Below are 20,402 nucleotides of genomic sequence, written 5' to 3'. Positions count from 1 at the left end.
GCACGTGCGGATACTGTTGCGCGCCGACTGCGAGGGCGCGCAGCAATCAACGTACCCTTTTGCGTCTCCCCTTTTGGCACCATGGGAAACTCCGGACAAAGTTTGTCCCCGCCCGTAAAGATTCACGCCCGAAGCTTGCCCGCTCGAGATAAGCACGGTGTCGAGCGCGATGCGCCGGCGTTCGGCGCATCATGCGGCGTCGTCCGCACGCAGCTCATGCGCGCCGATTACCTGCATCCACGCGATGTAGACGTTGGGATAATGACCGTAGAGGACCTGCATGGGGTCGATATCCGCGGCGACGTCGTGCACAAGCGACGCCAGCCCTCCCGCAGACGCAAGGTCTCGAGCCGTGGGGATATGGACGGCGAGCTCGTCGACCAAGGCGTCGACGCGTTCACGGTCCTCGGGAACATACGGGCACGGCGCGCCCACGTTTTCCTCGAACGCCGCGCGCATCTCGTCGTAATGCGCATCGAACGCCTCGTCGCCGTATCCGGGAAGCCACAGGTCGCGACCGTAGCGCGCGTACCCCCACGACGCGAGGGGAAGACGCGGCACCAGGTCGCTCGGGTTCATGATGTTGAAGATGTTGTCGTACAGCTCGTCGCGGACGTTGCCGAACTCGGTGACCTCGGGTGTGGCGAACGTGTAACAGTAGATGCTGTCGAGCGGCGCGAGCGCGCGCAGGCCCGTCGTCATGTCGTCGGCGTACGACGCGGCGAGGTTCGCCGTCGCGGCGCCGCGCGAGTGACCGCAGAACAGCAGCGCGACCTCGTCGCTGCCACCGTCTTCGGACAAGCGGCCTGCCAGGTCGTCCACGATCTCGCTCGCCGCGCGCATGAAGCCCTCGTGGTCGATGGCCTCCATGTCGTAATCGGACGCATCGCCCATATTGAAGTCGCTCAGCCACTCCGATCCGTAGCTGCCGCGAATGGACACCAGGTAGAGCGTCTTCTCCCGCCCGTCGGCATGTCTGAGGTGCTTGGTTGCCACCGAATAGGCCACGACGTCATCCGTCCCGGCAAGGAAGTCGACGATCTCGTCGAAGATCTCGCTGCGGTACCGATAGGACGCGGTCGAGATATCCTGGAATCCGAGCTTGGCGAGCGCGTCCTCCATATAGGCAGGCGCATTGGATCCCGCCTGGTAGTACCCGGATTCCGAGTTGGCGATGGCGGAGAGGACCGAGCACGTGGTCGCAAGCTCATGGTTGTAGACGGTGGGATCCTGGAAAAACCAGCTGTCATCCCAGGCGATGTCGGTCGCCACCTGCTGGCCGTCGGTTGCGGCCATGCTCGTGTACTCGACATGCGCCGTGAAGGCCCCGGTGCGCGCGGTCGATCCCTCGAGCCTCACGGGCGCACTCGGCAGCTCGACGGCGCCGAGCCCCAAGCGCTCCTGCTCTTGGCGGTTATGCACCGCGACGGCAAGCGCGACGCCGATGCCCACGGCGGCGATCAAGACGGCAGCCGAGATGCGGACGAGCCACGGATGGCGACGATAAAACGGCACGCGATCGGGTGCCGAGGCCCCTGCCGCCGTCTCCTCGTCGTGACGTCCCCGCTGTCCATCCCGTGCCATGGCGCCATCCCTTCCGCAACGCTCGTACGGCGGAAGTATAGCGTGGGCGCCGCACATTCACACAGGACAACGGGGTCATCCCCTCCAACACGCCCCCTGCGGGCGCGTTCCTCAACTTTGCGTTGAGGTCAGCCGACGCGACGGGGGCCGAGTGCCAAACCAGCTCGCGAGAGGAGGCCCTAGCGATTCCTCGGCCGATTGCGCACGTGGGTGGCAATGGCGAAGCGGCTCGCAGGTGCTCGAACGGCACTATTGTGGCATAACGACCCGCGGCGAAAGGTCAGCTCCCAGCAGACGGGGCCGCATATAGCGAGGTTGCGGAACGTTTGGAACCTCGCGCGCCTGTCCCTTAGGCCTCGCCCGGATGATGAGAAAAGGATTTTGCAGCGACAGCCCCACAAGCCGCTCTGTCACAGAGACGCTTTGAGAGACAACGCATGGGCAAACAGCCCCAGCGGAGGTTTCGGCACAGACTTTTGCTGAAAAATCGACCTTTTGAGTGGCTCGGATCGAGACCCCGGGAAAGCGCACCCGTCGCAAAGGGCGCCACCTGCGGAAACGTCGGTCCCGGAGGTGCCGTTTTATGCCGTCTCGAATCCAACTCGCTCACAAGGTTGATTTTTCAGCGACTCCGGACCTTAAAACCTCCGCTGGACGTCCTCCCAAGGCAAGGGCATGGGTCGCTCTTAGGCAGTCCGCACGAAGCGCTCTTGCCGGCGTTTCTCGTGAGGTCTCGAAAGGCTTTCGGAATACTCCTTTTCTCCCCTACGCCATAACGTAGGACTCGACGCGCTGCGCCAAGCGCTCGGTGAACGCGGCGCGCTGAGCCGCGAGGGCGTCGCCGCCGGACAGCGAGCGGGCGCCAGCAGGGCAGACGGCGATGCAACGCATGCACGTGACGCACGCGTCGGCATCGGTCTGCGCGGGGTTCGCCGCGTCGATCGCGGCCGCCGGGCATTGACGGGCGCAGGCGCCGCAGCCGGTGCAGACGTCGGGATCGGCCTGCGCGCGAAACGGCACGCCGTTGAAATCTCGATACGGACGATTGCCGGGAATATCCAGGAGCCCCGCATCACGCGCCGTCGGCGCCTGAGCCAGCTTGTCGAGCGCATCCCGGGCGAGGCCGTCGACCGCGACGAGATCGGTCGCGTCGGGGCGGCCCTGGGCGACGTCGATCATCAGCGAATGGTGCGCGACGATGGCGCCCAGCGCGACCGGCACGAAGTCGTGCTCGCGCACGGTGTCCGCAAGCTCGAGAAACGTATCGTCCACCGCCCGGTTGCCGAAGGTGACGATGAGCACGGCGGGCGTATCGCACCCCTCGCAGCGCGCGATCTGCTCGAGCGCCGGCGCCGGCACGCGCCCGCCATAGGAGGGAACGGCGAAGACGGCCAGGTCGTCGGACCCGAACGCGGGAACCTTGGAGCCATGCGGCGTGATGTCGACGGCGCCCGCGGAGACGCCGGCCTTCTCGACAGCAGCGGCGAAGCGCTCAGAGACGACGCGCGTCGTCCCTGCGCCCGTGAAATACGCAACGGTGCAGGTGGCAGGGGTCATAGTTGGTGCCTTTCTCGAGTTGCTGTCGAATCCTCACCTTATAGTATTCCGAACACCGTTCGCCCGCGAATGGAAGTCCGCCTGAGAAAACGGCTTCATTGCCGCCTCATCAATCGACGCAACTTGTGACCGCTCGCCAACGGCACTACCATTGTTCGGGCATTACCATTCTCATCGAGGAGCCTCGCATGAAAACGATTCACGTCGCAGCAGCCATTATTCGGAAAGACGATATGATTCTCGCCGCACAGCGAGGATACGGTGAGTTCAAGGACGGCTGGGAATTCCCAGGCGGCAAGTTGGAACCAGGTGAAGGTGGAGAAGAGGCGTGCGTCCGCGAGATCCGCGAAGAGCTTCATGTGGATATTCACAACCTCGAACATCTGTGCACCGTCGAGCACGATTACAGCACGTTCCACCTTTCGATGGAGTGCTTTACTTGCGCTATTCAATCGGGCACGATCAATGACTCCGAACATGAAAACCTACGATGGCTCACGCGAGAGAATCTCTGGTCTGTCGAATGGCTGCCAGCGGACATCAAAGTCGTAACCGAGCTTGAGAAAAAGCTTGATGATGACAAATAGGCTCACGGATCAACGGGGCCGAGCCTAACGCACCGGCTCGGCCTCGCTCAGATCGGCCATCATGAAGTCATACAGATCAGGTCGAACGGGTTCTTCAAGACGATACGTGATCTCGATTGCGCGCCTGTTCGTATTTGGCATCGTGATTTCCTCGAAATGCCCGGTCGGCTGCATCTCGCCAAAGAAATAAAACTCCTTGCTCCCCTCATCATCTTTATTCTTTCGCATAAACAGGTATACCTTCATGCCGTTTTCGGGCCATGCCCTCAGCCGTACGATTTCCGGGGACTGCATGCTTCTGCTCTGCTTCGAAAGCGCAATGAGCTCGCTGCTGGACACAAATCGATCCTCGTAACGAATCGTGTCGCTGATGTCCGGGGCTTTGTCATAATTGATAAACACCGGAAACGTCTTGGTCGCCTCGTTGTACATATAGCCACCGATGTTTTGCCCGTTTACATTCTTCTCCCAACCGAGAAGGCGGCACGCTTCCTCATAGGTATACTTTGCGTTCAGAACGAAGCTGGTATCTCGATATGTGGCACCGTAGTTGTCCGCATTCCGTTTAAGACCAAAATCTAGAACTTCGACAACCTGCTGCCTGAACTCTTGGTCGCGCAGCATTCCGGCAAACTCATCCATAAGGTGAAAGCCGTTTTCGTCACGCAGGACAAGGGGAACGAAATCACCCGATGCAGCAAAATCCCCGGCGAGAACGTTTGCCGCGGAAAAGAGGATCGACGCGCGAGTCACTACGCCCCGCTGAGTTTTCGCTCGTTTCACCAGGCCGTCCAATCCCTCCCTATTGCACGCAATCAGCTCACGAAGCATGAACAAGTCTTCGAAGCGTTTCCCGTTTGCGAGCTTTTGCGAGAGAAACTTAAGGACGCCGCACTGCTTATCGGAGAACACGACATCGTAATCATCATCGTATTTTGCGAGAAACGCATGGTATGAACCGAACTTCTTAAAAATGAGAAGCGGATCGACGGAGCCATTTCGATCAAAGTCCATGAGACGCGGAATCTTGCCGAGCATCTGTTTCAAATCCAAGTACTCGCCCTTGAGAAACCTCGTCCCTGTGAAATCTCCGCCATCGATCGCACGATAAATCCGCGCTTCCGAAATGCGGTCAAAACTCACGGTCGATGCGCCGGGAATAACAGAGCTCCCGTCATTGACGATCGTTCGAAGCCTATCTTTATTGAACGTTCTATCCCCCGACAGGGCAATGGGAACAAAGAAGTTCTTTTGGTAGTTGCCGATAAAATCAAGAACGAGCGTATATTCTTTACCGGAATCCTTGCGCAAACCGCGCCCGAGCTGCTGGACGAATACGATCGCCGATTCCGTTTTTCTCAACATGATAATCTGATTGACTGAGGGGATATCGATACCCTCATTAAATATATCAACCGAAAAGATGTACTCGAGTTCGCCCGCTTCAAGACGCTCGATTGCCCTGTTGCGCTCTTCGTCGCTGTTTTCCCCGCTCAACGCAAGTGTCCGATAGCCCAACTCATTGAATTGCTCTGACAAAGACCGCGCCTCATCGTTGCGGTTGCAGAATATCAACCCGCGACGATGCCGATTGTCCACGGTGTACTCTTCGATTTTCTGGACAATATGCTTCACACGCTCCGCGGATGTCAGCCTATTGAACAAGGCAAAATCGTCCGCTTCCTCATAATCGATGGCAAGGTCCGCGATGCCGTAGTAGTGAAACGGCACGAGCATGTCGTTTTCAAGAGCATCCTGTAAGGTGATCTGATAAGCAATCACATGATTGAACAGGCTGAATACATCGTATCCATCAGTTCTATTGGGCGTAGCAGTCATACCGAGATAGAATCTCGGCGTGAAATGAGACATGATGCTCCGATAACCAGCGGAGCCGGTGCGATGGGCCTCATCGACCACGATGTAATCGAAAAGGTTCGGATCGATGCGGTCGAGATACCTCGCAATGGTTGAACACATGGCAAACGTACACGAATACTCAGTGCCGTCAGAGCCCGAGCGATACATGCCATAGCTATAGGAATCACCCAGCAATCGTTCGTAGCTTTTCCTGGATGCCTCGAGGATGCGCTTGCGGTGCGCGAGGAACAGGATGCGCCCTGGATGGACCCTCGCGACATCGAATGCAGAGAGATACGTCTTGCCCGTACCCGTAGCCGACACCAAAAGCGCGCGCGGCTCTTCGCGTTGATGCAGGACATCAAGGGCCTCAAGCGCCAGCTTCTGCATCTTGTTGGGCTGGAGCTGCTCGCCAGAATGCACGAGCTCCCCGACCGGCCCGGCATCTCGGTATGCCCCAAGCCCTCTTCTTCGCTCGGATCCGCTGCGGTCTTTATACGCTTCGTATCTGTCGATCCATGCCGGCGAAAGCCGCACCGTGGCCGCGTCATTCCACAGCGACTCGAATTCGGCATGCACCCCTTGAAGCACTTCGCCCTGACCGAATGACCGGAACAGCACGTTCCACTCTCTATTGCAGGTCAAAGCCGATTGCGTGAGATTAGAGCTTCCGATGATGACAGTGCTGATTCCGCCCTTCTCAAAAAGGTAGCCCTTTGCGTGCATGTTGCCTTGGAATACTCGAACTTCAATATTGTCGTATTCGAGCAGCTTTCGATATGATGCCGGCGTATTGAAGTTGAGGTATGTCGATGTGAGAAACCTGCCACGGATCCCCCTCCTTTGCAATTCTGCAAGTACCTGCACCAAGCAAGACAGGCCGCTTTCCGCCACAAATGCAACGCAGAAATCGAATGAATCGCATTCCGCAAGCTGTCGCTTGATTGCTGAGAGAAGGTCCACGCCAGCTGACCGTGAGTTGGCAATCAGACGAGATCGATATCCCTCTTGAGATTCAAACGAATCATCGATAAACGACGTTTTCAGGCCGTCCCTGAGAAGATTGATCCGATTGTCCTCGAAAGCCATCTCGCCCATACGCATCTCTTTCTTACGCTGCACCGATCTGTGCCCAGGATAGCAAATCGAAGCCCGATGGCCGTTCTTCCCCGCTAAAGGATGGTAAGCTCGAAGCGAAACCAAAGCCTCGTCCTCGTCCAAGGAGCCCCATGATCCGACCCATCGTCACCTCCCCTCTCATGCTGCGTATGCCGAGCGTCGACGCGACACCGGACGATGCCTCCATCGGGCAGGATCTGTTGGACACGCTTGTAGCCCATGCGCATGAATGTGTGGGCATGGCGGCGAACATGATCGGGCAGCGAAAGCGCGTCATCGTCGTGCAGGACGGCCCGCGGGCGCGCCTCATGTACAACCCGGTTATCGTCGACCATGCCAACGAGTACCAGACGGAAGAGGGGTGTCTGTCGCTTTCCGGCACGCGCCCGGCCGTGCGCTGGCGCCGCATCCGCGTAAGCTACCTCGACGAGAACTTTGCCCCGCGCACCGAGACATTCACCGGATACACCGCCCAGATCATCCAGCACGAGATCGATCACTGCAACGGGATTCTTATCTAGAAACGTCAATCGATTGCTATCGCGCCGAACGCACGGCACGAGGCGCACGGCACGGGACGAGCCGGTCGGCGGTCCCCCGATCCCAGGCCTCCACTAATTCATGAATTACCGGAGGCATTTTCGGCGTTTGCCCAGGATTCATCTGTTTGACACCGTACTAATTCATGAATTAACAGGCAGACGAGGGGATGCGTCAGGAATCCTGGAGCACGATGACACGAACACCGCCAAAAGGCCCTTGTCAGCCATAGCGGAACACGCGGCGTGTCCGTGCAATCGGGTACCATCGATACCGCACATCCCGCCACGTGCGAAAGGAGGCAGCCCGTGCACGACATATGGAACCCCTGGCACGGCTGCTCGCGCGTGAGCGAGGGGTGCGACAACTGCTACATGTACTACAACGACGAGCGGCGCGGCCTGGACGCCTCGCAGATCGCGCGCACCAAGAACTTCGACTACCCCCTGCAGCGGACGCGCGCCGGGTCGTACAGAATACGGCCCGGCGAGCTGATCCGCATCTGCATGACGTCGGACTTCCTTGTACCCGAGGCCGACCCTTGGCGCGAGGAGGCATGGGATATCATCCGCGAGCGCCCCGACGTGCGCTTTTTCATCCTCACCAAGCGGCCCGAGCGCTTTGCAGGCTGCCTCCCGGCAGACTGGGGCGATGGCTGGGACAACGTCATGCTGAACGTCACATGCGAAAACCAGCGTCGCGCCGACGAGCGCATCCCCACACTGCTCGCCACGCCCGCCAAGCACCGCGGTATCATGTGCGCCCCGTTTATCGGGCCGGTCTCCGTAGAGCAGGCTGCTCCGGGAAGCCTCGGCCCTCATGGAATAGAGCAGGTCATATGCGGCGGCGAGAACTATGGCGGAGCGCGCCCCTGCGACTTCGATTGGGTTCGTGCCCTGCGTAGCGAGTGCGTCGCGGCGCATGTCACCTTCGCCTTCATCGAGACGGGCAGCCTCTTTATCAAAGACGGACGCACCTACCACCTACGCGGCAAGAAGCTTCAAAGCCAGCAGGCCTGGAAGTCCGGGATGGGATATCAGGGGCGCCCGATCGCCTGGCACCTTACCGACCGGCTGGGGCTCGAGATCCCCAATCGGGATTTATTCCAACCCGTCTATCACGAGCAATGCGCCCAATGCGGCAGCCGCCTCATCTGCAACGGCTGCGGCTCATGCACCACATGCTGGATGCGGTAGAGCGGTGCCGGTCGGCCCGTTCCGCACCGCCGCGACGCGTTCGTTCAACCCACTGAGTTAGCTGTATTAAACATACTGTGAAGGTCCTTTGAACTTCTAGGAATCAGTCTCAATATGGGCCTATAGCGCCAACATTTGGTCATAATCCTAAATGTACGGCGCGGTCGTCCCGGAGAGGGTCCGAAGGGACCGGGAATCGCGCAATCGCCTATGATCGGAGGAAGATCATGAAGTTCGTTTGCCCCGTTTGCGGTTACGTTGAGGAGTTCGACGGCGATCAGCTGCCCGAGGATTTCAAGTGCCCCCAGTGCGGCGTCTCCGGTGACCGCTTCATCAAGCAGAGCGAGACCGAGATGAGCTGGGCTGCCGAGCACGTCGTGGGCGTTGGCAAGCTGCCCGAGGTCCCCGAGGACATCGTCGCCGACCTGCGCGCCAACTTCGAGGGCGAGTGCACCGAGGTCGGTATGTACCTGGCCATGGCGCGCGTCGCTCATCGCGAGGGCTATCCCGAGATCGGCCTGTACTGGGAGAAGGCCGCTCACGAGGAGGCCGAGCATGCCGCCAAGTTCGCCGAGCTCCTCGGCGAGGTCGTGACCGACTCCACCAAGAAGAACCTCGAGATGCGCGTCGAGGCCGAGAACGGCGCCACCGCCGGCAAGACCGACCTTGCCAAGCGCGCCAAGGCCGCTAACCTGGACGCCATCCACGACACCGTGCACGAGATGGCTCGTGACGAGGCCCGTCACGGCAAGGCCTTCGCTGGCCTGCTCAAGCGCTACTTCGGCTAAGCCGAACCCTGCGTAGCTGCGCACCAGACGCGCCCCCGGTCCTCCGGGGGCGCGTTTTTCTTTTGCCCCAGGCCGGTTTGGGATAGGTCGTTTGGGGACGGGTTCGTTTCAACCCATCCCGCCGATCCGCCGGCGTCGCAAGGGGGTCATGCAAATCGGGGGACGTACCTGTTGCGTGCATAAATGCGCGCAACAGGTACGTCCCCCGATTTGCACAAGCGTATCGTAGCTCCTATGCGCGCTTTCCCGACCGCATCGCACGCGCGATGCACGCTCCCGCGGGATATGCAACAAACGCTGCAACGAGCACAACCCGGGAGGCCGCAAACAGCGCGCCCGTCGCGTCGCCGACGGACAATGCGAGTGCCTCGATGAACTGGCTTGCGATCACCAGTGCATAGGTGCACCCCGTGTACTTGAGCAACGTCCCCTTCAGCCCCGTGAACTCGCTTTCACGCTCGGGAACAAACCCACTCATCGCATCCATACGGCACCCTCTCCTCATCGGACGGTCGGCATGCAGACCGCGCATGCCTTACCAAGTACTAACGTAATCGCCGATTGGCAACGTTGCGTGAGGGGGCTGTCATATTCGTGTAAGGATGCGCGAGAAGACGGCGAGAGCGCCCTGCCCGCTATCTGTGCGCCCCTTTCTTTTCAAGTGGTTTCAACTGTTCGTTTACCGCAGCTCAAAAGCAATGCTTTTTCGTGCTCTGACCTGCATAATTAACGAGTTTGAAATATAGATTTGCTCTTGAAACAGGAGGGAAGATGCACGTCATCACAAGGAGGCAGTTCGGCGCGCTGGCGCTGGGCACCGTCGCCTGTGCGCTCGCCGGGTTGACCGGATGCACGGATTCCGGCACGGCCGCCGGCAGCTCGGCGACGACCACGTCCCGCTCCGACGGGAACACGCTGCGCGTCGGCGTCCGCTCGGACATCGTCGGCTTCGGCTACCTCAACGATCGGACCGGCAAGTACTACGGACTGGAAATCGACATCGCCCAGGAGATGGCGGACCGCATGGGCAAGTCGAACGTCGAGTTCACGACCGTCACGCCCGATGACCGCAAAGAGATGCTGCTCGATGGCCAGATCGACTGCATCATCGCCTGCTACTCCATCGCCGATTCGCGCAAGGAGAACTTCGACTTCTCCCCCGCCTACTACGATGACCAGGTCATCGCGGTCGTCCAGAACAGCTCCATGTTCGACAGCATCGACGACATGAAGGGCATGACGTTCGGCACCATGTCAGGCGCCAACGCCGCCCCGCTGCTGACGAATAAGTTCGCCGAGATGGGCTTCTCGAAAGAGATCAAGCAGGTCGTGAAGGACGACAACAGCCATGTCATCTTCGATACCTGGACGCTGCTGCAGTATCCCTCCTACCAGGAGCTTTCCGACGCGCTCGAGGAGGGAACGGTCGACGCCATGGTGCTCGACGGCGCCATCGCAAAGACCTATATGAACTACAAGCGCTCGATCCTTCCCGATTTCGTGGTCGCCGAGCAGTCCTTCGGCGTCGCCACGCAGAAGGGCTCCGACCTCTCCGCCCCCGTTTCCGACGCCATCCAGGCCATGCTCGATGACGGCACCATCGAGACCCTGATCGACAAGTGGGACTAGGAGGCCGCCCGATGAAGATGACACGCAACCTGCAAATCAAGATCGCAGCGATTATCTTCGCCGCGCTCGCCAGCATCGTCGTCATGGGCGTCCTGCTGTTCAACATGCAGAACGCCCTTACGCAGAGCAACTACGCCTCCGAGATGATCGCCGAGGCGGAGCAGCTCGACACGCTGCTGGCCGACGCCGCCTCCGAGGCCGACCAGAACAAGGAGACGTTCGACGCCATCTACCAGTCCAAGGCGCAAAGCATCGCCTTCATGGCCAACAACAACACCGGCTACGAGGCAACCGACGCCAAGATGCGCGAGTACCAGGAGCTCCTCGGCGTCGATAACGTGCTGATCGTGAAGCGCGACGGCTCCGTCGTCGCGTGCGCCCAGAAGACCGAGGCCGATTTCTCCCACGCGCGCTTCAACTACCTGCGCGAATCCCTGAGCACGGGAGAGCCCAGCCGTGCCGTGGAGATCGACCTGCCCGACCGCGAGTGGCTGTACCGCTACTACGCCGCCAAGATCGACAACGACACCATGGCCGTCATCGAGCAGAGCCCCGTCGAACTCGACGAGCTCGACGCCGCGACGAGCTCCACCGCGAGCGTGCTCAGAAGCATCACGGTCGGCCAGGACGGCTACGTGTTCGCCCTGTCCGCCCAGACCTACCTGATCGAGTACCATCCCGATGAGAACCTCGTCGGCGCCGACGCGATCGACGCGGGCATCGAGGTCGCCAAGCTCGAGGATGGCACGACGAGCTGGATGACCTTGAACGGCGATTCCCTGTACTGCCACGTCAGCCTGATCGACGACATGTACTACATCCAGGCCGTTCCCGCCTCCGACATGAACGCCTCGACCATGGTGACCGTGGGCGTCATCCTGTTCGCCTTCACCGCCGTCGTGGCCGCCGTCGCCCTGTACGGCATCTTCGTCCTGCGCGACGACGAGCGCCGCGGCGAGACGGAGCAGGATGGGTCCAAGGCAGGCGGCCTGCGCATCAACCGCCGCATCGCCAAGAAGGCTGCCGTGCTCTCGGCCGTAGGCTTTATCGGCATCATCGTTATCTCGTTCTACATGCAGACGCTGTTCGCGCTGTCCTCGCAGTCGCTGACCATGACCGAGCGCGTCGAGCAGATCACCCAGGCCATCCAGACCAGTCAGGACCGCGCCTCCGACCTCGAGGACCAGTACAACGAGCGCTACCTCTCCAAGGCGCAGGTCGCGGCCTACATCCTCGACCGCAACCCCGAGCTCGCCACGCGCGAGAAGCTCCAGGAGCTCGCAGACGCGCTGCAGATCCAGTATCTGTTCAAGTTCGATTCCTCTGGCCGCGTGACCGCCACGAACTCCACGTTCACGAACTTCGTGCTGTCCGAGGATCCCGCCGACCAGTCCTATGAGTTCCGCAAGCTGCTGCAGGGCGTCGAGTCCTACGTCCAGCCCGCCGGCCCCGACGAGGTCTCCGGCGAGCTGCGCCAGTACATCGGCGTCGTGACGCACAACGCCGACGGCATCATCGACGGCTTCGTCCAGCTCGGCATCCGCCCGACGCGCCTGGAGTCCCTGCTCGAGTCCGTCCAGATCGACCATGTGCTCGACGGCGTGCACGTGGGCGCCGACGGCTTTGCGTTCGCCATCGACAAGAGCGACGGAACGTTTGCCTATTACCCGGACGCCAACACGGTGGGCAAGGCGGCCACCGCATGCGGCATGACCGAAAACCAGCTGGTCGACGGCTACAGCGACTACATCACCGTCAACGGCGACCAGTACTTCGCCGCCTCCGCCGAGACGTCGGACTACTACGTCTACGCCGTCGGCTCCGACGGCGCCCTCATGGCCGAGCGCGTACCGCTGACCATCGCGACCGCGGGCATCGCGCTCGTGTGCCTGGCCGTCATCTTCTGCCTCATGGTCGTCGAGCCCAAGCCCGGCGCCGACCAGGCCGTCGCGTCCGCACGCAAAGATTCCGATGACGACCCGCGCATGGTCGACGTCACCGTGGGCGGTCGCACCCTAAAGACCGAGAGCGCCGCGAGCCGCTGGCTCAACCGCGCCTTCAGCTGGGACGAGATGACCCCCGAGCAGAAGCTCGGCACCGTGCTCCGCTGGCTCATGGGCGTCGCCGTGATCCTGGTGTGCCTCGCCGTCATCTTCAAGGACGCCATCTTCGGCACCGACTCCATCTTCGCCTACATCCTCGGCGGTTCCTGGCAGCACGGCCCGAACATCTTCGCCATCACGGCCAGCCTCATGTCCGCCTGCGTCATCATGACCGTCGCGACGATCCTGCAGAAGATCTTCATGCTGATCGCCCAGGTCGTTGAAGCCCGCGGCGTCACCATGTGCCGTCTGGCCGCGAGCATCGTCAAGTACGCGGCGATGATCGGCATGCTGTACTGGTGCCTGGCGCTGCTGGGCGTGGACACCGCGACGCTGCTCGCCTCCGCCGGCCTGCTGACGCTCGCGATTTCGCTCGGCGCCAAGGACCTCGTGGCCGACATCATCGCCGGCCTGTTCATCATCTTCGAGGGCGAGTTCCGCGTCGGCGACATCATCCAGGTCGGCGGCAGCAAGGGCACCGTCATGGAGATCGGCGTGCGCACCACCAAGATCAACGACGGCTCCGGCAACATCCTCGTCCTGCGCAACTCCGGTATCTCCAACGTGGTCAACATGACCAAGGAGCATTCGTTCGCCGCCGTCGAGGTCGGCATCGAGTACGGCGAGAGCCTGGAGCGCGTGGAGAACATCCTCGCCAAGGAGCTGCCGAACATCAGGAAGCGCCTGCCCGCCATCATCGACGGCCCGTTCTACCGCGGCGTCACGATGCTCGCCGACAACTCGGTCAACATCAAGATCGTGGCGGAGTGCAACGAAAAGGAACGCGGCGGCCTGACGAACGACCTGAATCGCGAGATGAAGCTGCTGTTCGACAAGTACGGGATCTCCATCCCCTTCCCGCAGGTCGTGGTCAACCAGCCGACCGTCTTCAAGAAGGCGACGGCCGCCGAGAAGCGCGCCGCAGACGCCTTCAACGCGGAGCAGAAGGAGGCGTTCAAGAACTTCGTGGACGAGAACGAGGACTTCGACGAGTTCAACGATTCCCATCGCCACTGATAGCTGCGAGAAGCGGTAACGCAAACGGCCTGGAAGCGCGCGCTTCCAGGCCGTTTTCTTTTGCACCTGTTATGTCGGGTACCTCTACGTGCTTGAGAGCACGCGCTTCATGAACGGGAACTCGTTGCGGACGAATCGGTTGAGGCGATCGATCGCGTCGCTCTGGCGGCCCTTCAGCGTCACCATGCATATCGGCACGGGCGGCGCATCTGAAGGGTCCACGCGATGCATGATGGCGAGCGGCTTGATATCGAGCGCCTTCAGGTGGATGCCCAGGACATACCCGTCTTTCTGCTCGAGAAACTCCGCGACCCCTTCATCGGTGTCGACGCTTATCAACGGTGAGGTGAGACCGCGCTTGCGGCATGAGGAGAGGATCGTCTCGTTGAACGAATCGATCTCCTCGTTGTAGAGCACCGGATACCGCTCGAGATCGGCGAACGTCAGCAGGCGCTTGCGGCGCAGCGGATGGTTCTTGCCCATAAACGCGCCGACCGACACGGTGCCGAGCACCAGGCAGCTGCAGCGGGGATCGGAGAAGGCGCCGATGGTGATCATCGCGTCGATGTTCCCCGCACGCAGATCCGCGAGCGCCTGGGTTCCCATGGCGAGCTCGAGCTGCGTCTTGATTCCCGCCATATGGGAAATGAGCTGGGAGAACGCGTTGCATACGAGCTCATGTTTGGCAAAGGGCGGAGAGATCAGCGCCAGGCGCACATCGGCCTGCTTCTTGCCGACCTCCGCCTGCGTGCGCAATTCGACCGCCCGGCCGAACGCGTCGAAACTCGCCACGGCCTCACGGGCGGGACCGACCAGGGATTTTCCCAACGGTGTGAGCTTCACGGTCCTTCCCCCGCGCACGAACAAGGGGGCGCCCACCTCTTCCTCGAGGTCGAGCATCGCCTTGGACACCGCTTGGACCGAGACGTTCTCCGCACGGGCCGCCTCGGAAAAACTCCCGCAGCACGCGGCAAGATAGAAATATTGAAGCTGTCGTATGTTCACAATCACGCCCCACAACACCGCTCGGCAGCAGACATCCCCGGCCCTACGCGGGAACGCTCTCCACCCGGCGCGAAGGCCATCAGAATAGAATACGTCTCGCACTTCACCGCGCGGAGAATTCCCGCCCGCATCAACGAAGAGTTGAGCATGCAGCTTGACGCGCGACATGAAAAAGCCCGCCTGCTCATGCAGACGGGCACGAAAGCATGGTTCGGTGTTTCCCGCAGGCGCCGATTGATGCGCCCCGCGCCGTGCACACCCGTGGCGAGCGGCGCGACGGGGAAATCGAAGGTACGATATAGGCACGCCGCCCCATCCACGGTACGGTATAGGCACGCTTTTGGACGAAAAACGTGCCTATACCGTACTCTCGGCGGAGCGGCGTGCCCTATGCGTACCGTCGATTCGGACGATGCCACGGTGCCGCCAGACGCGGAATGAATCTGCCAGCGTTCCCTAATTCACGCCCTCGTTCTTCATGGCGCGGGAGGCGAACACGATGCCGGCGAACGCGGTCGCCGCGAACACGAGATGCATGTAGACCGAACCGCCGCCGTTCATGAAGGTGTGGGCGGTCTCGGCGAGGTTGACCACGACCATGAAGGCGCACAGGTATACATAGGGCTTGAGCAGCGAGTGCTTCTTGGCGGCGCGGATGCCGACGAAGCCGGTCACGAACTCGAAGAGGCCGATGAGGGCCATGATGACCGCGTAGAGCTGGGCGATCTGGGTGCCATCCTCCATGTTGAGATCGACGTGGGGAGCGCCGAAGAACATGAGGGCGGCGACGGCGATGGCCGCGATGCCGAACACCAAGAAGAAGATGCTGATACCCTTGACGATCGCGCACTCCTTAGACTGACTTGCCATGGTTTCGTCCTTTCACATCGATCGCCGCCGCATGTTTGCCACACGGAAGGCGACGTATAGCTGGCAGTAACAAACTGGGCGATTATATTGAGTAGCGATCTGGGGCGTCAATAAGCGGGGCATCGCATCAACCGTTCTTTGAAGGGTGGCCCGACACCACCCGTATCCTGCTGCGCCGCAGCGCATAGGCTATGATTTTGCTGTATTGCGCATGCCCGGAATGCACGCTGCAGCTCGGCGCATCCCCGGCATGGCCCATCCGTCAACGCGACCAAAAGGGACATCCATGGCACAAACCGCACTCGATCAGCAAGGCGTCTTCCCACCTGAGCCTCAAGCAGATAAGAAGATTCCGCTCATCCTCAAGGCATACGGCTTCCTCTGCATGGCAGACGGCATCTTCACGGTCTTCTCCGTGCTGGTCTTCGGCCTGCTGCTCCTGTTCGCCCTGCAGACCGACCCGAGCGCCTTCATCGTCGGCACCGACCCGACGCTGCCGGTCATCCTGCTGGGCATCTCGCTGGTCACCACGTTCGGCAACGCCATCGGCCTCATCGTGTTCGGCCGCTCCCTGTTGAAGAACCGCCGCCGCCATGCCGCGCGATGGTCCTACGCGCTTATCGCCACGACGCTCGTCCAGATCATTCTGCGCATCATGCTCGATGGCGTCAGCACGAGCCTCATCCCCGACACCATCCAGCTGGCCATCCTGCTGACGCTGTCGGTTACCGTCGACCCCTCGCTGCGCCACGAGCGCCATCTCGAGCGCACCGCCCGCGACCTGTCGGATCGCGAGGCCGCGCGCATCGGCATGCTCGGCCGCGACCTCAAGGGCGAGGGCTACATCCAGCTCAACTTCTTCAATCTGTTCTGGGTCTTCGTGGTCTGCTGCGTGCTCGGCCTCATCATCGAGACCATCTACCACATGGTGATCGTGGAGCCCGGCGTATACCAGGACCGTGCCGGCATGCTGTTCGGTCCGTTCTCCCCCATCTACGGATTCGGCGCCGTGCTCATGACGGTGGCGCTCAACCGCTTCTACCGCTCGAACCCCGTCATCATCTTCGTGGTGTCCGCCGTCATCGGCGGTCTGTTCGAGGCGGCGGTCAGCTGGTTCATGCAGACGGGCTTCGGCGCCGTCGCATGGGATTATTCCGGCTCGACCATCTTCGGCCTGTTCCCCGATCCGATCGCCGTGCTGTTCGGCGGCAGGACCAGCACGCTGTTCATGTGCATGTGGGGCGCCCTCGGATTCGTATGGATCAAGCTCTGCCTGCCGTGGCTGCTCAAGCTCATCAACATCATTCCCTGGAAGCTCCGCTACTCGTTCACCGCGCTGTGCACGGTGCTCATGGTCGTCAACGGCGTCATGACCCTGCAGGCGCTCGACTGCTGGTTCGAGCGCCTCTCCGGCGTGGCGAGCACGACGCCGATCGAGCAGTTCTATGCCGAGCATTTCGACAACGACTACATGGAGCATCGGTTCGAGAGCATGACGATCACGCCCGAGGACTCCGGACGTATCGACGGAGGGACCGCGTCCGACACCGCCACGACGGCGTAAGGACGATCCTCGATTCCAACGGGTGGCGAAAGGCCCCGACGGCGCGTCGTCGGGGCCTTTCCTATGCGCAGGTCTCGGCAAGCCCGCCGAAACCGGCAACAAAAAAAGCCCTTGGCGGACGAGAACACCGCCAAGGGCTCATGCATATATGCCGTATCGCTTAGAAGCGGCCGCCGCGATGGTTGCCGCTGAAGCCGCCACGACCGCCGCGGTCGTCACGGCCGCCGCGGCCGCCGCGCGGACCGAAGTTGCCGCGCGGGCCACGGTCGCCGCCGCGACCGCCGCCGAAGCCGCCGCGCGGGCCGCGGTCGTCACGACCACCGAAGCCGCCGCGACCGCCACGGTCGCCACCACGGTCGCCGCCGCGGCCACCGAAGCCGCCGCGCGGGCCACGGTCATCGCGACCGCCGAAACCGCCGCGCGGGCCGCGGTCGTCACGGCCGCCGCGCGGGCCGCGGTCGGAGTCGAGACCCATGGCGACCAGCGGCTCGACGACCTGGTCGAGCATCTCGATCAGGCTCTCGGCCGTCGCAGCGGACAGCTGCGGAACGAGCTTCTTGCGCTTGTTGCCCAGGGCGGCGATGAGCTCCTCGGCGTCCTCGCTGGCGATGACGACGATCTTGCGCATATCCTCCTCTTCGGGCTCGATGCGCGCGACGATATCGTTCTTCTCCGCCTCGGCCAGGATGCCGTCGAGCTCGCGCAGGCGCATGCCCATGAGCTCGGCCATCTCCTTCTGCTCCATGCGGGGCTTGAGCTCCAGGAGCTTGAGCGCACGCATGAGGTCGTTCATGCGCTTGGCGTCCTCCTCGGCCTCCTCGCGCATCATATCGCGACGACCGCGCAGCAGACGGGCTGCACGGTTCACCTTGTCAAACAGTTCATCATCCAGATTCTCGGGCGCAATCTTGGAATCCTCGGCGTCCTCTTCCTTCTCGACGTCAGCCTCGGACTCAACGACGGTCTCGGCCACGGGCTCCTCGGCCTCGACCTCAGCCGTCACGTCAGCGGACACGACATCCGCTTCGGCCGTCTTCTCGACGGCGATCTCATCGTTCTCGGTCATGGTCACATCGTTTTCGCTGTACTCAGACATGCGTTCCTCCTGCGCCCTCGGCGCTCAACAGGCGGCCTCTTTTTTGGACCGCAATCACATACAGGCCTTCCGGCCGTCAGCTAGTGTAAAGTTTCCGCAGGCTACAGATGTAGAGAATCAATGTCTGCACAAAAAAGCAGCGACACCGAGGTGCCGCTGCCTTGCCGAGTCGATGTGTGGGGGCCGTCTGCGGGCGCCATGACTAGCGCTGGCGATAGTGCTCCAGGAAGTCCGCCAGATCCTCGACGGCCTCCTGCAGCACGCCCATGCGCGGCAGGAAGACGATGCGGAAGTGGTCGGGCTCCGGCCAGGCGAAGCCGCCGCCGCGGGTGATCAGGATGCGCTTCTCGTGGAGCAGGTCGAGCGCGAACTGCTCGTCGCTGGTGATGTTGAACTTCTCGACGTCGAGCTTGGGGAAGATGTAGAAGGCCGCCTTGGGCTTGACCGCGGTGACGCCGTCGATGGCGTTGAGGGCCTCGTAGATGTAGTTGCGCTGCTCGTAGATGCGCCCACCGGGAACGATGTAGCTGTTGACGCTCTGATGCCCGCCGAGCGCGGTCTGCACGATGGACTGACCGGGGACGTTGGAGCACAGGCGCATGTTCGACAGCATGTTGACGCCGTACATGAAGTCCTTCATGCAGCGCTTGTTGCCCGAAAGCACCATCCAGCCGATGCGGAAGCCGCAGACCATGTGCGACTTCGAGAGGCCGGAGAAGGTGACGCACGGCAGGTCGGGGGCGAGCGTCGCGGTGGAAACGTGCTCGAACCCGTCCATGACCAGACGGTCGTAGATCTCGTCGGAGAAGATCATGAGCTGGTGCTTGCGCGCGATCTCGACGATCTGCTCGAGGACCTCGCGCGGGTACACGGCGCCCGTGGGGTTGTTGGGGTTGATGATGACGATCGCCTTAGTGCGCGGGGTAATCTTGGACTCGATGTCGGCGACATCGGGGTTCCACTCGGCCTGCTCGTCGCACACGTAGTGCACCGGGGTGCCGCCGGCGAGCGTGGCGCAGGCGGTCCACAGCGGGTAGTCAGGCATGGGGATCAGAATCTCGTCGCCGTTGTTGAGCAGCGCGTTCATGCACAGCTGGATGAGCTCCGAGACGCCGTTGCCGGTGTAGATGCCGTCCATGCTCACGTTGGGGATGCCCTTGAGCTGCGCGTACTGCATGATCGCCTTGCGGGCGCTGAACAGGCCGCGCGCCTCGGAGTAGCCCTCGCAGTCGGTCAGCTGCAGGCGCATGTCCTCGATGACCTCGTCGGGGGTGCGGAACCCGAACGGCGCCGTGTTGCCGATGTTCAGCTTGAGGATGCGCTGGCCCTCGGCCTCCATGCGGGCCGCTTCGTCGGTGATGGGGCCGCGGACGTCGTACAGGACGTTATCGAGCTTGCTTGACTTATTGAACTCGCGCATTGAAGTGCTCCTTTGCGTTGGTGCGTCATGTTGACGGTCGGAATCGGAAGGTTGGTCGGCGGCCTCATGCCGCGCGCTAGCTCGCTCGTCGTTCGGTATGACGGGTGCGATCGGTTCCGCCTGCAGGGAAGCGGCGCCTTCAAGCCAGCCCTCGTCGACGTCGAGGATGCGGGCCAGCAGGGCGACCACGTCGCGACGGGGAACGGTCTTACCGCTCACATACTGGCTGACCTGGCTTTTTCCCAACTTGCTGCCGAGTTCGGACGCCGCACGGATCATATCGCTCTGCTTGAGGCCGCGATGCGCCATGGCCGTCTTGAGACGGTCGGCAAACGACTCGTGCTCGGTGTTCTGCGCCATCTCGCCTCCAATAGTTCAATTTCCGAATCATAATTGAACTTTTTGCTTGTGATTTGTCTAATCAAGTTCAAAGTTCAATTTATGGGGAGTCTACCACAGAAAGAAATT

15 protein-coding genes are annotated in these 20,402 nt (G+C 61.5%); 7 read left to right on the top strand and 8 right to left on the bottom strand.

Annotation, left to right across the window (positions count from 1 at the left end):
- Positions 1–189: 189 nt before the first annotated feature.
- Together B5F74_RS08475 and B5F74_RS08470 are read right to left on the bottom strand one after the other, a co-directional pair.
- Positions 190–1,584: a hypothetical protein gene (locus B5F74_RS08475; RefSeq protein ID WP_158095731.1), complete on the bottom strand. Its 1,395-nt coding sequence runs from the start codon at positions 1,582–1,584 to the stop codon at positions 190–192.
- A gap of 765 nt (positions 1,585–2,349) precedes the next feature.
- The gene (locus B5F74_RS08470; RefSeq protein ID WP_087201623.1) at positions 2,350–3,141 is read right to left on the bottom strand and encodes a 4Fe-4S binding protein; all 792 of its coding nucleotides are present in this window, start codon (positions 3,139–3,141) and stop codon (positions 2,350–2,352) included.
- A 188-nt stretch (positions 3,142–3,329) separates the two neighbouring features.
- Here B5F74_RS08470 and B5F74_RS08465 point away from each other — a divergent pair, with 188 nt between their 5' ends.
- Positions 3,330–3,728 (top strand): (deoxy)nucleoside triphosphate pyrophosphohydrolase, encoded by a 399-nt coding sequence (locus B5F74_RS08465; protein WP_087201621.1) that lies wholly within the window; start codon positions 3,330–3,332, stop codon positions 3,726–3,728.
- 24 nt (positions 3,729–3,752) lie between these two features.
- Here the strand turns inward: B5F74_RS08465 and B5F74_RS08460 are convergent, their stop codons facing one another.
- Complete coding sequence (locus tag B5F74_RS08460) at positions 3,753–6,809, bottom strand: DEAD/DEAH box helicase (RefSeq protein ID WP_143753832.1); 3,057 nt, start codon at positions 6,807–6,809, stop codon at positions 3,753–3,755.
- A gap of 8 nt (positions 6,810–6,817) precedes the next feature.
- Here B5F74_RS08460 and B5F74_RS08455 point away from each other — a divergent pair, with 8 nt between their 5' ends.
- The 3 genes from B5F74_RS08455 (at position 6,818) to B5F74_RS08445 (ending at position 9,231) form a co-directional block, all read left to right on the top strand.
- Positions 6,818–7,228 (top strand): peptide deformylase, encoded by a 411-nt coding sequence (locus B5F74_RS08455; protein ID WP_087201617.1) that lies wholly within the window; start codon positions 6,818–6,820, stop codon positions 7,226–7,228.
- Between the two features lie 327 nt (positions 7,229–7,555).
- A complete protein-coding gene (locus B5F74_RS08450) occupies positions 7,556–8,443 on the top strand; it encodes a DUF5131 family protein (protein WP_087201615.1) in 888 nt (295 codons plus the stop codon).
- Between the two features lie 224 nt (positions 8,444–8,667).
- Positions 8,668–9,231, top strand: coding sequence for a ferritin family protein (locus B5F74_RS08445; RefSeq protein WP_066829589.1), 564 nt, complete (start codon positions 8,668–8,670; stop codon positions 9,229–9,231).
- Positions 9,232–9,463: 232 nt separating this feature from the next.
- Here the strand turns inward: B5F74_RS08445 and B5F74_RS08440 are convergent, their stop codons facing one another.
- Positions 9,464–9,718 (bottom strand): hypothetical protein, encoded by a 255-nt coding sequence (locus B5F74_RS08440; protein ID WP_087201613.1) that lies wholly within the window; start codon positions 9,716–9,718, stop codon positions 9,464–9,466.
- A gap of 284 nt (positions 9,719–10,002) precedes the next feature.
- On the opposite strand from B5F74_RS08440, the gene B5F74_RS08435 reads away from it, so the two are divergent.
- Together B5F74_RS08435 and B5F74_RS08430 are read left to right on the top strand one after the other, a co-directional pair.
- Positions 10,003–10,860 (top strand): transporter substrate-binding domain-containing protein, encoded by an 858-nt coding sequence (locus tag B5F74_RS08435; RefSeq protein ID WP_087201612.1) that lies wholly within the window; start codon positions 10,003–10,005, stop codon positions 10,858–10,860.
- Positions 10,861–10,871: 11 nt separating this feature from the next.
- Complete coding sequence (locus tag B5F74_RS08430) at positions 10,872–13,979, top strand: mechanosensitive ion channel domain-containing protein (RefSeq protein WP_087201610.1); 3,108 nt, start codon at positions 10,872–10,874, stop codon at positions 13,977–13,979.
- Positions 13,980–14,063: 84 nt separating this feature from the next.
- On the opposite strand, the gene B5F74_RS08425 is transcribed toward B5F74_RS08430, so the two are convergent.
- Together B5F74_RS08425 and B5F74_RS08420 are read right to left on the bottom strand one after the other, a co-directional pair.
- Complete coding sequence (locus tag B5F74_RS08425; protein WP_158095730.1) at positions 14,064–14,984, bottom strand: LysR family transcriptional regulator; 921 nt, start codon at positions 14,982–14,984, stop codon at positions 14,064–14,066.
- A gap of 456 nt (positions 14,985–15,440) precedes the next feature.
- A complete protein-coding gene (locus B5F74_RS08420; protein ID WP_087201607.1) occupies positions 15,441–15,854 on the bottom strand; it encodes a hypothetical protein in 414 nt (137 codons plus the stop codon).
- A 286-nt stretch (positions 15,855–16,140) separates the two neighbouring features.
- Between B5F74_RS08420 and B5F74_RS08415 the strand changes: the two genes are divergently transcribed.
- Positions 16,141–17,418, top strand: coding sequence for a putative ABC transporter permease (locus tag B5F74_RS08415; protein ID WP_087201606.1), 1,278 nt, complete (start codon positions 16,141–16,143; stop codon positions 17,416–17,418).
- A gap of 160 nt (positions 17,419–17,578) precedes the next feature.
- On the opposite strand, the gene B5F74_RS08410 is transcribed toward B5F74_RS08415, so the two are convergent.
- On the bottom strand, positions 17,579–18,514 hold the full coding sequence (locus tag B5F74_RS08410) for a hypothetical protein (RefSeq protein WP_087201604.1): 936 nt from the start codon (positions 18,512–18,514) through the stop codon (positions 17,579–17,581).
- Between the two features lie 202 nt (positions 18,515–18,716).
- On the bottom strand, positions 18,717–20,294 hold the full coding sequence (locus B5F74_RS08405) for an aminotransferase class I/II-fold pyridoxal phosphate-dependent enzyme (RefSeq protein WP_204212518.1): 1,578 nt from the start codon (positions 20,292–20,294) through the stop codon (positions 18,717–18,719).
- Between the last annotated feature and the right edge of the window lie 108 nt (positions 20,295–20,402).

Source organism: Collinsella sp. An271 (assembly GCF_002159695.1).
Taxonomy (GTDB): domain Bacteria; phylum Actinomycetota; class Coriobacteriia; order Coriobacteriales; family Coriobacteriaceae; genus Collinsella; species Collinsella ihumii.
The sequence above is the reverse complement of the archived record's forward strand: the minus strand, read 5'-3'. Positions and strand labels throughout refer to the sequence as shown.

Bases quoted from the DNA above. Each gene is read 5' to 3' on its own strand.
- B5F74_RS08410 (WP_087201604.1), bottom strand. From the start codon at position 18,514: ATGTCTGAGTACAGCGAAAACGATGTGACCATGACCGAGAACGATGAG.
- B5F74_RS08465 (WP_087201621.1), top strand. From the start codon at position 3,330: ATGAAAACGATTCACGTCGCAGCAGCCATTATTCGGAAAGACGATATG.
- B5F74_RS08455 (WP_087201617.1), top strand. From the start codon at position 6,818: ATGATCCGACCCATCGTCACCTCCCCTCTCATGCTGCGTATGCCGAGC.
- B5F74_RS08430 (WP_087201610.1), top strand. From the start codon at position 10,872: ATGAAGATGACACGCAACCTGCAAATCAAGATCGCAGCGATTATCTTC.
- B5F74_RS08415 (WP_087201606.1), top strand. From the start codon at position 16,141: ATGGCACAAACCGCACTCGATCAGCAAGGCGTCTTCCCACCTGAGCCT.
- B5F74_RS08435 (WP_087201612.1), top strand. From the start codon at position 10,003: ATGCACGTCATCACAAGGAGGCAGTTCGGCGCGCTGGCGCTGGGCACC.
- B5F74_RS08405 (WP_204212518.1), bottom strand. From the start codon at position 20,294: ATGGCGCAGAACACCGAGCACGAGTCGTTTGCCGACCGTCTCAAGACG.
- B5F74_RS08470 (WP_087201623.1), bottom strand. From the start codon at position 3,141: ATGACCCCTGCCACCTGCACCGTTGCGTATTTCACGGGCGCAGGGACG.
- B5F74_RS08420 (WP_087201607.1), bottom strand. From the start codon at position 15,854: ATGGCAAGTCAGTCTAAGGAGTGCGCGATCGTCAAGGGTATCAGCATC.
- B5F74_RS08475 (WP_158095731.1), bottom strand. From the start codon at position 1,584: ATGGCACGGGATGGACAGCGGGGACGTCACGACGAGGAGACGGCGGCA.
- B5F74_RS08440 (WP_087201613.1), bottom strand. From the start codon at position 9,718: ATGGATGCGATGAGTGGGTTTGTTCCCGAGCGTGAAAGCGAGTTCACG.